Origin of the sequence: Paenibacillus macquariensis, assembly GCF_900156375.1 — a bacterium.
Taxonomy (GTDB): Bacteria; Bacillota; Bacilli; order Paenibacillales; family Paenibacillaceae; genus Paenibacillus_AQ; species Paenibacillus_AQ macquariensis.
Window position 1 is genome coordinate 38,262 of record NZ_FTNK01000020.1, and the last position, 11,615, is coordinate 49,876.

12 protein-coding genes are annotated in these 11,615 nt (G+C 45.3%); 1 reads left to right on the forward strand and 11 read right to left on the reverse strand.

Features of this window, described 5'->3' with window-relative positions:
* Positions 1-11: 11 nt before the first annotated feature.
* The 9 genes from BW961_RS24705 to BW961_RS24745 form a co-directional block, all read right to left on the reverse strand.
* Positions 12-866, reverse strand: coding sequence for an amidohydrolase family protein (locus BW961_RS24705; protein WP_068590492.1), 855 nt, complete (start codon positions 864-866; stop codon positions 12-14).
* Positions 867-871: 5 nt separating this feature from the next.
* On the reverse strand, positions 872-1,783 hold the full coding sequence (locus tag BW961_RS24710) for a fumarylacetoacetate hydrolase family protein (protein WP_068590490.1): 912 nt from the start codon (positions 1,781-1,783) through the stop codon (positions 872-874).
* Positions 1,784-1,844: 61 nt separating this feature from the next.
* Positions 1,845-2,168, reverse strand: a complete 324-nt coding sequence (locus tag BW961_RS24715) for an L-rhamnose mutarotase (RefSeq protein WP_068590489.1) — start codon at positions 2,166-2,168, stop codon at positions 1,845-1,847.
* A 145-nt stretch (positions 2,169-2,313) separates the two neighbouring features.
* The gene (locus BW961_RS24720; protein ID WP_068590486.1) at positions 2,314-3,114 is read right to left on the reverse strand and encodes an SDR family NAD(P)-dependent oxidoreductase; all 801 of its coding nucleotides are present in this window, start codon (positions 3,112-3,114) and stop codon (positions 2,314-2,316) included.
* A gap of 67 nt (positions 3,115-3,181) precedes the next feature.
* Positions 3,182-4,357 (reverse strand): UxaA family hydrolase, encoded by a 1,176-nt coding sequence (locus BW961_RS24725; RefSeq protein WP_068590484.1) that lies wholly within the window; start codon positions 4,355-4,357, stop codon positions 3,182-3,184.
* Positions 4,314-4,679, reverse strand: a complete 366-nt coding sequence (locus BW961_RS24730; RefSeq protein WP_068590482.1) for a UxaA family hydrolase — start codon at positions 4,677-4,679, stop codon at positions 4,314-4,316. The genes BW961_RS24725 and BW961_RS24730 overlap by 44 nt, the downstream gene beginning before the upstream one ends.
* Positions 4,680-4,713: 34 nt before the next feature.
* On the reverse strand, positions 4,714-5,487 hold the full coding sequence (locus BW961_RS24735) for an SDR family NAD(P)-dependent oxidoreductase (RefSeq protein WP_068590480.1): 774 nt from the start codon (positions 5,485-5,487) through the stop codon (positions 4,714-4,716).
* On the reverse strand, positions 5,484-6,248 hold the full coding sequence (locus BW961_RS24740) for an IclR family transcriptional regulator (RefSeq protein WP_068590478.1): 765 nt from the start codon (positions 6,246-6,248) through the stop codon (positions 5,484-5,486). Before BW961_RS24740 ends, BW961_RS24735 begins: the two co-directional genes overlap by 4 nt.
* Before the next feature lie 155 nt (positions 6,249-6,403).
* A complete protein-coding gene (locus BW961_RS24745) occupies positions 6,404-7,147 on the reverse strand; it encodes a phytanoyl-CoA dioxygenase family protein (protein WP_068590476.1) in 744 nt (247 codons plus the stop codon).
* A 148-nt stretch (positions 7,148-7,295) separates the two neighbouring features.
* On the opposite strand from BW961_RS24745, the gene BW961_RS24750 reads away from it, so the two are divergent.
* Entirely contained in the window at positions 7,296-8,108 is an 813-nt protein-coding gene (locus tag BW961_RS24750) for a helix-turn-helix domain-containing protein (protein ID WP_068590474.1), read from the forward strand.
* Positions 8,109-8,284: 176 nt separating this feature from the next.
* Here the strand turns inward: BW961_RS24750 and BW961_RS24755 are convergent, their stop codons facing one another.
* Together BW961_RS24755 and BW961_RS24760 are read right to left on the reverse strand one after the other, a co-directional pair.
* Entirely contained in the window at positions 8,285-10,753 is a 2,469-nt protein-coding gene (locus tag BW961_RS24755) for a glycoside hydrolase family 38 N-terminal domain-containing protein (protein WP_068590472.1), read from the reverse strand.
* A gap of 31 nt (positions 10,754-10,784) precedes the next feature.
* Entirely contained in the window at positions 10,785-11,549 is a 765-nt protein-coding gene (locus tag BW961_RS24760) for an SDR family NAD(P)-dependent oxidoreductase (protein ID WP_068590470.1), read from the reverse strand.
* Between the last annotated feature and the right edge of the window lie 66 nt (positions 11,550-11,615).

Here is an 11,615-nt window from a genome sequence, read left to right on the forward strand (position 1 = left end):
AGACCTTCTACTTATAGAGAATGTTCAAAAGTTGTCTCCAATTGATAAAACCGAATCGCATTATTGCCAAAAATATCGTCTAATTGTTGATTTGTAAGCTCATTAGGTAAGTTATTAAGCAAAATACCAACCGTTTGATCATAGCTTGCTGCAAGTAGACAAACTGGCCAATCACTGCCGAACATGACTCGCTTCAGTCCGAATGCTTTGGTGACATGCTTCACATAAAAGCTAAAATCAGACTCTACCCAGTCCGAAATATTCCCTTCGGTGACCATGCCGGATAGTTTACAATACACCTGTGGATATTGGGCGACTTCTGTAACCCACTCTTGCCAAGGTGAGACCACTTGCTCGGAAATTTGTGGCTTACCTATATGGTCAATAACCGCATTTAAATTTGGCACAAGCTCAAGCAATGATAATACAGCAGGGAATTGGGCAGCATTGATCAATAATTCAACAGGAAATCCCAATTCCCCTAACCATCTTAAATGATGAATGACTAGAGGATGTTTCAGATATTCCAAAGCATCTATACTTTGAAGCATTAAACGAACGCCGATAAAATAAGGATCTTTGCGTAACCGTTCAAATGTTTCCACGAAATTGTCCTTCTCAAAATCCAACCAACCCACTACACCAGCTAAGGAATCATTCGTCTTGCACAGACTTAGAAGAAATTCGGTTTCCTCAACAGTCGCAGCAGCTTGAACAACAATTGTTTTCGTTATTCCATGACATTTTAATGAATCTGCAAGGTCACTCGGCATAAAATCACGATATAGTGTAGGAACCTCTGGGGTAATCCATCCGTAATCTTTACGATCTAATTGCCAATAATGCTGATGTGCATCAATTCTCATATTTCTCAAACCTCGCTAACGAGTCGATTCGTCAGCCTGCCCAACTTCTCAATCTCAATCGTGACGATGTCTCCATCCTTTAAGTAAACCTGCTTATCTTCCGGATAACCAAGAACGACGCCTTCAGGTGTTCCTGTCAGAATAATGTCTCCTGGTACTAGAGTCATATGCTGAGATATATAGCTCACGATCTCATCACAATGGAAAATCATGTCCGATGTATTGGAATGCTGGCGTACCTCTCCGTTGACCGTACATTTAATATCCAGATCATTCGGATTTCCGAGTTCATCCGCCGAAACAAGATACGGTCCAAGTGGAGAGAATTTATCGCATGACTTGCCTAGCAGCCATTGCTGTGTTCTTAGCTGCAAGTCTCGTGCAGACAAATCGTTCACGGTACAATAACCAAATACATGGCTAAGCGCGTCCTCTTTCGTAACATACTTAGCCGTTTTGCCGATAACGATGACGAGCTCCGCTTCATAATCGACTTTCTTCGACACTTTTGGAAGTGGAATATCGTCACCATGCCCAGTTAACGTATTGTTGAACTTATTGAATAGAATCGGGTACTCAGGGATTGCTGCATTCGTTTCCTCCGCATGCTTACGATAGTTAAGACCAACGCAGATGATCTTATTCGGATGGGTCACGCATGGACCAAGCGTCAGCTTCGCTTCATCGAGTAGATATGAGCTATCATTGCCAGCCAGCTCCAGTGCTTCTGCCGTGAATTGAGCAAGCCTTGCGACCGCTGCCTCACCACCGTCAATTACTTCGTGAACGGTGCTCGGCACGGGGTCCCCATTCTGCGTTGACACTTCCATTAAAGCGTTTGCAACATCCAAAATCCCTTTTTCTGTTACGACCCCCAGTTGGTAGTCACCGTTGTTAACGAATGTTAATAATTTCATTGTAAAATCCCCTTTCTGTTATCGTTTACTGCTCGTTACGCATCGGAATCCCTGCATGGACTCAGTCGAGATGGAACACTTCCTCCATACTTGCCCACCATTCATCCTTAGATGCAGATCCAACCTTATATTGACATGGATCTGTCAGCTTCCACCACTCTTGTGTATGTGAATCTTCCGACATCCTAGCCATATCTCCCGCAAAATCGTTCCCCATATATTCGAAATAGCTAAATAAATATCCGTCTCGATAATAAATGGAGTAATTTGCAATATTGCATTTTTTAAGCATTACCACAACATTAGGCCATATAGCAGCATGTAAATCTTTGTATTCTTGTAATTTTTCTTGCTTCACATGAATAACATTACCATGTCGTTTCATAGGTACCTCTCCCGATTGGCATATAAACTAGCCAAGTATCCGTTTCCAATATCCAATGCAATGCTGTAGATTCGATGATTTCCATCATATTGCCGTATAAGAAACCATATTCCATTAATTCGCAGAAAATTCAAAGCCTCTTATCTCATAAATAGGTGCAATCCCATTCGGCTTTAGGTCCTGCACCATATCCTAATGATGCTCCGCCATCTACAATCATTGCTTGACCCGTTATAAAGCTCGCATCCTCCGAGGATAAAAACAAAATAACTTTGGCAATCTCTTCGGGAGTAGCAATATACCCAAGCAGATGGGATTGTGCTTGATCCATTCGCGCTTGTTCCCCGTCCTTCGCTGTTTCGAGCCATTTCTCAAGCAATGGGGTAGCTACGCCCGCAGGGCATACACAATTGATGCGGATGCCTTCTCTTGCATAATCAACCGCCATTGCTTTAGTCATAGCAATAACAGCTCCCTTGGTTGAAGCGTAGGCTGTATTACCTTTCTGACCGATAACCCCATTCAATGATGCCATATTAACGATACAGCCTCTTGTTTTTCGAAGCTCGGGTATAGCGTATTTACTACATAAAAAGACACTTTTCGTGTTGATTTGAAAAATTCGATCCCACTCTTCTGCACTTGTTTCTTCCACATTCTTCATCATTGTTATGGCGGCATTGTTGACGATAACGTCCAACGAACCAAATTGAGCAACAGTTGTATCGATCATATGAATAATTTCATCTTCATTTGTCACATTCATTTCTACAGAAATTGCCTTGCCACCTGCCTCAATAATGAGGTTAGCTGTTTCCGTTGCAGCGGCGATATACCGATCCGCGATCGCAACATTAGCTCCCTCCTTCGCAAACCATAGAGCAGAAGTACGGCCAATGCCGCTTCCTCCCCCTGTCACAATAACCGTTTTCCCAAAAAATCGCATTCTCCACACCCCATTCATCATTTCTACTGTTTAACACAGCCATGCTTATAGTACGATTCAAGTGGAATTATACAAACAAATCGCAAGCTCTACCTGGTTTGTCCGGAATTGCATATTCTTTATGTCCCAATATTTCCGCTTTTGTTTGCTGTCCTGCAACAACTAAGCCAATTAAATCAAACAATTCCTGACCGACTTGATCGACTGAATGTGTGCCTTCTATAATGCCCCCAGCGTTAATATCCATGTTATCAGCCATCCGTCTAGCTGTAATCGGATTACCACATATTTTTATTACAGGTGCAATAACAGACCCTACCACGCTTCCTCTTCCAGTAGTAAATAATAATAATTGCGCACCCGATGCTAGTAAGGTTACCAGTCCATCACTATCATTTTCTTCATATATCGTTAATTGATTGGTGTCTAACAAACCTACCTTATCCAATAGGTAAAGTCCCGGTTGTTCTGGGCGTTGAGCGGGCTTCAATATATCTACAATGGGTTTTGTACCGGCTTTGCACAATGCACCTAGAGACTTTTCTTCAATTGTAGTTAGACCGCCCTCTTCATTACCGACGGAAACTGCAAAAGTTTTCAATAGATTACCTAGACCTTGTGCCCGTACCAAACCGTCCAGAAGTCTCGCTTTTACTGTTTCATTAGCGGCGCGATCTAGTAAATAATCGTCACATCCCAATAATTCGGGCAGCTCGCTAAAAATAACACGGGCACCCTGTTCTACCAAACGATCTACTGCCCATCCCGTAGCAGGATTTGCGGATAAACCTGAAGTTGCATCAGACCCCCCACATTCAACGCCAATAATCAAATCATCCAAACCGATTTCCTGTAGCTCCGTTTTTTCTGCTAATTCTATCATTTCAAGTGCGTATTTCTTACCAAGCGAGATTGAAGAAATCGACCCACCTGTTTCCTGAATATTAATCATTTCGACACGTTTGCCGCTTTCTGCAATTGATGAAGTGAGCAAGTCAACATCCGTACTTTCACAACCAAGGCGCACGATGATAACCCCCGCCACATTAGGATGCTTACCCAATTCGACAAGCATACGGAATGCATAGGGATCCGAATAACATCCAGCATAACCAAATACTTCAACACCAGGTACACTTCGCGCGATAGTATCGGCAACATGATGTGCACATTCAACGGTATACATGACCGCTACGTGATTACGTATTCCGATTCTTCCATCCGCTCTCTTGTATCCTTTCATTCTCCCTCACCTCCGAAATTTGTTGCTTCGATTGATCTGTTATCTGCTGCATACTCATTAGATTATGCAAATGGATGTGATCGCCGGCATGAATATCAAATATCGCCATACCGATCGGAACTCCATATTTATATACTTTTTCACCTTTCGGTATGAAAGATAAGGCAAATTTATGCCCAAACTGTATGTTATCTCGCAACGTAATAGAATGACTCTCCGTCACATCATAAACAGAATCTTTGCTAAAAGGCTCAAGAGCCGTTGCCGCATTATCTTTGGTATGCAAGATAATAGCTCTGCCACTCTTCTTCGTTACATCCATATTCATCGTCCTTCCTTTTGTGATCTACTGCTATTCACGCATTTTTCCCGAAAGTAGCGCCTCCATCGATATAGAGAGGAGAACCCATCATAAATTTCGATTCATCCGAAGCGAGGAATAATGCAGCCTGGGCAACATCCTCAGGTGATCCGAGCTCCTCGCTAAGCTGGCGTTTCTTGATTGACGCAAGCGCAGTTGCGGGATCATCGTAAGAGGTTTTTAAGAAATTCTCAACAAAAGGGGTTAGAATTGTACCAGGCAAGAGGGCATTTACACGGATATTGTATTCCGCGTAATCCACTTGCATAGACTTCGTCAACGCCAATACCGCTCCTTTGGTTGCCGAATAGGACGCCCTTCTGGCGAGTCCGATTTCTGCGACGCAGGAGGACATGTTGATGATATTACCGGATTTCCGTTCCATCATATGCGGAACCACATATTTGGAAGGCAAGTATACACCTCGAATATTGACCTGAATAACCCGGTCCCATGCATCGGGCTCGATTTCATGCAATGCTCCTACGCCGCTAATTCCCGCATTGTTGAAGAGCACATCAATTTGACCATACTTTTCAATGATTTGATTGACCATCTGTAACACAGATTCGGGATTTGTCACGTCCGCATGGATGAAATGACCCTTTCCTCCGGAAGCATGAATATCATTCACCGTTTCTAATCCTTTGGCTTCATCCAGATCGTTCACAATGACTGTTGCGCCCTCACGAGCAAACAGCAATGCTGAGCTTTTTCCGATACCGGAACCCGAGCCCGTAATTAAGATAATTTTATTTGCTAATCTCATTTATGGTCATCTCCTTGGAATTGGGATAAACGACTCGCCAATTGACGAATTTCCGCCACCGCGACATCCTTCTTTTTCGCCCAGATATGCTGCGGCATGGAGCAGCTCACTGCTGCGATGGCTTCACCTGATTTGGATAGTATCGGGGCTGAAACACAGCTGAACCCGACGATAACTTCTTGCTCATCGAATGCAATCCCCTCATCACAAATTTCGCGCAGCTGCTTAACCAAATCTACTTTCGTTTTCAATGAATACTCTGTGGCAGCCGTTAATTCTTGAATCGGATACAATAAATCAAGCTCCGTATCATCTACGAACGACAACAGCACTTTCCCGAGCGCAGTCACATGAGCAGGGAACTTCATACCAGGACCAGAAGCGAGCCTGACCATAGTCGGTGCTTCCTCCTTAGCTAGATATAACACTTCATTACCTTCAAGCCTCGCCAGCTGAATTGTCTCCTGAAGGCGATCTCTAGTAATACTCGCTTCTCGATGGAACGACGTGATTATATCCTGACCTTGCGTGTAAGAATTCCCCCATCTCCCCGTAGCAGAACCAATGGCATACGTATCATTAGCATCTCTATTAACCCAATCAAGCGCTTCCATAGTATTCAGAATGGAATACATAGAGCTCTTATGGATTCCAAGCTGAGTAGACAGATCAATTAAGCGATACTTACGAGGTTCTTCTGATATTAGACGTAGAATCCCATCTGCTTTCTCCAAAGCCGGTACCCAATATTTTTTGTCCACATAACCACCCTTTTGAACATTATAATAAACCTAGTTTTGTATACAAACTAAGTTTACTATTATACAGGTTATTTGACAATCCTAATTTTCTAAAAAAAATAGCCCCTAAGCAAGATACTTGGGGTACTATCGTCTTACTGCTTATAGATCCAGGATTAATACAACGGGAACTTCTGACGAAGATCCTCGCGGTGGAGTACGTTCGAATCCTCGCGAATGTAGTGGCAAACGTACGAACGACGCCAGCGGTCTGTGCTCCGGTTCTTAGTAGATGAATGGATGAGCAATTCACTGAAGAACAGGATGTCTCCCTTCTCCATTGGAACTGGAATTTGTCTTGAAGTATCGACGCCTTCCGTTTCTTCAGTATGTGACTCATGCTCCTCTAGATTCTTAACAGCACCATGCGGTAATAGTCCCAGCTTATGCGTGCCGGGCATGACCCATAGGCAGCCGTTCTCGATATCCACCACTTCTTCCATAGCTGTCCAAGCAGCAATCATCGTCATTGGGTCATTCTTGATATAGTAGTAATCCTGATGGGCGGCTTGTCCTGGAGAACCTGGTTCCTTATAGAAGTACATGCTTTGCACGCATACCGCTTCCTTACCCATCAGTTGAGCAAGCGCCCCGCGAACGATCGCATGCTTCATCAACTGTTGAGAGAAGCTGTCATTCTTGTGGGGGTTGAACAGTCTAACTGAATATTTTTTATTCTTGTCGCAAGACGCCCACACCGGTATTGGATCTTGGTTTCGAATATCATAAATGTGTCCATTAAAGGCATCAATGAGGTCTTCGGTCATCCCCTTCTTGAATAGGAAATATCCTTGTTCTCTAAAGAATTCAACCTGTGAATCCGTTAATGGTGTGAGGGGTTTCGTGTAATTTCCATTCATCACGCATTCTCCTTTGGCGATAACAATCTATTTTCTATCTAAAGGATACTTCGATTGCGCTCACTTGACAATATCTGTAATTTACAATATTGTATCTACAATTGATATTATGAAAGTAATCATATAGATTCCCACTGGAGAAATGCTTATGTCCAATAATAATTTAAATATCCCATTCGATTCCTTAGAACATGCCATTGCCGGTTCTATCGTCTACCCTCCTGGAGGTCGATTCGGTCCCCGAATTCAGCAGGATGTGCAGATTGTCATGCTCTACACTGGAGAAATGAACGTTACAATTGATGGGCGGCATATCCAAGTCTTACCCGGACAGTTGATTCTCTTAAAGCCCGGACACGAAGAGACCTTCATCTTCTCCAAAACTGAACAATCGTGGCATCGTTGGATAGCCGTCCACGTCACCGAGCTATCCGATGAAACACGGAAAACCTTATACCAGCTACCCGAATGCCTTGCCCTTACGGAGGAGATGAACCGCCTTACCGATCTCATGCTCGCCGTTTTGCGCCATGTCTCCAATGACGATTCCGCCATTCTAAGCTTGGGACTTGCCGCGATTCATCTGTATCCGATTGAATCGAAAAGGGTGCTTCTCCAGAAGGAAAAGCACCCTGCCGTATATGCTACTTTAACGTGGATACATGAGCATTACGCGGAAGAGATCTCTCTTGAGAAGCTAGCTGTACAATCTAACCTCTCTGCCGAGCATCTCCTACGATTATTTAAGACGAATGTCCAATCGACTCCTATTCATTATCTATGGGAGTATCGGGTAAATAAATCCGTTGAGCTACTAACCAGTACCGGATTAACCGTCTCAGAAATCGCCCATCGTTGCGGGTTTAAGACATCCCATCACTTCGCAAGACTGATCAAGAAATTCACTGGAAAAACCGCAACAGAAATAAGGCAGTTGTCTTGGAGCGACTTACGTAAGTGACCGTGCTCCTGTTCTATTCATTCCATGATCGAGAAAGTCATACTAATGTTGATGCACATCGATGTCAGACGTCTTTCCGTCCTTTAATTTGTTGTTTGTCTACACTCGACCAATGCATGTCATAGTTCGGGGTATTCAAATAACACTTCATCTTCGATGCCGATTAAGCCTCCTCGTCAACCCTTCAACCGAAACGCCGTAAGTCCTGTATTCATACTATGACTATGACGCATTGCCTGTTCGGGGGACGTCCAGTTGTGTCCCCATGTCACATAATAACGAAACTCATAGAAACCTCCGAGTGTCGCCTTGAAATTCGTCTCCCAATAATTCGTCATCGGCCAAGAATATAACGGGTGATCCCAATCCTCGCCCTGCTGTCCGTTTAACAACCGACCCTCATACGTGAGCGGTCCGGTCTGGAGCAGCGGCGTATCAGGAACCCCGATAACGATTCCTTCTCCGTCGGCCAGAAGCGCTATTCCTTCCTGCAGCGCGAAATAATCCAGGCAAGTGCCAGGCAGTTGATCGATGCCAGGACGCACTAACGCACCCATTTTATCAAGCCACAATTGCTGATTCTGCTTGTTCGTGTGGAAGGGCAATGAAATGTACACATTTTCCGGATCCCATACGCTGTCCTTCAGCATCCGTACAGCTATATCGACGCGTGGTAATTCCTGGTATACCGTCAGTAGCAAAGAATAATAACGCATGCCGTCCGTCTCGTATTTCAATTCGACCGTGCCATATAGAGGACCATTCGCTATCGGACGAGCCTGAACAAGACGTCCGATCGAGCGTTGAACGTGAGCACCTTTACGATTACGCCCCATTTTGCCGCGCTCTTCCACCTGCTGGTCTGGAGCCGCAATCGTCACTTCGTACACCGGCGAGAACGCGGAGTGCGCCGCATCCGTCCTAAGCAAGCTTTGACCACCCGCCGTTTCTCTCCAAGAAACAATACCTTTGCCCATTTCCCAACGGATCGATACATGAGGCGAGTCTATACCGGTTTCGGTTATCCGTATCGCTTGTGCGACGGTTTTGGGGCCGGGATACAGATCTTCCAGATCGAATATGCGGATTTTGCCCTGCAGTTGGGTGCTGCTGGTCGTGTTTCCGCCAACCTTGGTGGCAGCTGCCCGTATGGTGAATACGCGCTTTTCCTTCGGGAGCAGACGGACCCCAATCGAAATTTGATTCCCACGACTGACTTCCTCCCGCTGATGAATCACGACTTCACCTGTCGCTTCATTGACAACTTCTATACCATTCGGGAAGAAAGGGATTTCATAGTTTTCGAGATAAATTCTAGCGATGTCTTCTACCTGATAATCAAACGAATTGATTACTTGATAACGAAGCGCCATTCCGGGCGCCAGGGTCGTCTCCCCTAGCTTATACTGGAGTTGATCCAGCGCGGTATAGACGAGACGACTCGCGTTGGCTGCGTATGCTTCCTTACGGACACCGAGAGTCTGCACCATCGGATGCCAAGGCTCGGATATCGAGGAATGATAGCCCCATGTATGCTCAGAGTACATCATCAATTGGTGCTCTGCCTCCAAAAGTTGCTGCTCCGAGACCAGACCAGCTCCGTTGTCCAATCGCCGGATCAAACCGCACGTGCGCTGGGCGTCTCTAAATATTTGCGTGTGCATCGGGGTAGAGGAAACACCGTCCGTCCACCAATCCGGCCAGTCCCCTCGATATACCGGAATTTCGGCGGTTTGCGTGCGAACATGGGAGAAAAACCGGGACAACGTCGTCATCTCAATGCTCACCGTCTCCCCGTGCTTACAATTCCATTCGTTAATGAATGCGGCTACGGCCCCGTTCGGAGAGGCGTTGTCCCGAAGCAATCCCATCACATTGACCAGTACAAAATCGTAAGGATAGTCTTCGCTTTCCAACTGTTGTAAATATCGTTCGATCCGTGTTTCGGCGATTTCCCAATGGTTTTGGAGCGTGGCATCACGGCTACCAACCACTTCTTTGAACTCGTCCTGTATCGTATACGAGAGTACCATGCCCGGATTCAACCCTAAATCATTGCCGATCATATAATGCTCGCCGTTCCAGACCAGTAGCCTTTCTCCCTTTGACGTTTCCCAATAAAACGGCGTCTGTTTACGCCCGATCGGAAACATGCCATGATGCGTGTGCACATTGGAGAGAAGGGAATCTATGCCAGCATCCAGCAATGCTTGCGCATACCCCCAGCTGTATCCATTAATGTCAGCCGTCATGGCCGATGTGACCGGAACGCCGACGGAGCGTCCGAATAGGCCTGCGGCGGACAGCTTGCGGCGCAATATGTCATAATCGACGAGCTCGCTCAAATTCAAATACGTACCGGACAACTCGAGATCCCTGCGTTTCAATGCGAGGACAAACTGTTCCTTCTCATTCTCATCTGCCTGTTCCAAAAATCGCTCAACCGCCCAGAATGTTTCACAATTCCATTTAAATCCCTTCCACTCCGTGTGCCGTCCCGCTTCCACCTCATTCGAAATTCTCACCGCTTGGCGAATAAAATCGACATGATATTGTTCAATTTTCTCTTGCCTTTCGGTATATCCGATATCGGAATGGGAATGATGAATGGCATAAATCTTCCAATTTCTAGTTAATGATTTCATTCTTCTCCTCCTAACCATTCAATGATATTAGTTAGCCAATTTGATAACCTCCATGCAATGGAATAAGAGCCCCATTGACCCATGACGCATGACTGCTGCACAAAAATAAAACCACATCCGCCACCTGCTGAGGCTCCCCTACATCTGCTCTAAGCTTTTCAGATTCCGCAATCCGTTCGGCTTCAGATGGATCTTCCATTAGTTGTTTAAACCAGTCATTCAGAAGCGGCGTTGCAATACCCGCCGGAAGCAAAGCGTTGCAGCGAATGCCCATGTCCCGCAGATCAAGCGCCAATCCTGTTGTCAGATGGTTCAGCGCGGCCTTAAGCGAGTCATAAATGAAATTGCCCGCAATATTTTTCTGACTGTTCAATGAACTGATGTTGACAATCGAGCCGCGTGTCTTTTGCAAATACGGCAATGCCTTCTGCACCAGAAAAAATCCCGACTTTATATTGACGGTAAAAAGTCTGTCCCAATCCTCATGCTTTACAGCTTCTATCGGCTTGTTACAAACCAGGGCAGCATTATTGATAATAATATCAATCCTCCCCCACGCTTTCACTGCTTCCTCAACGATCCTATCCGTCGCGTAAGGAACGGACTGATCTACTTGAACGAACAGAGCCACACCGCCGGCATGTTCAATTCCTTCGACAACTTGTCGTCCCTTTTCCTCGTTCCGTCCGCAAATGACAACGTGAGCACCTTGGCTGGCCAAGGTCTCGGCAACCGCCTTTCCGATTCCGCTAGTGGACCCGGTCACGATAGCAACTTTCCCCAAAAATTCAGCCAATGATCACCAACTCCAATTCTGCTTGATAACATACTTAACGTGCTTAACATATTACTTTGTCTGCCT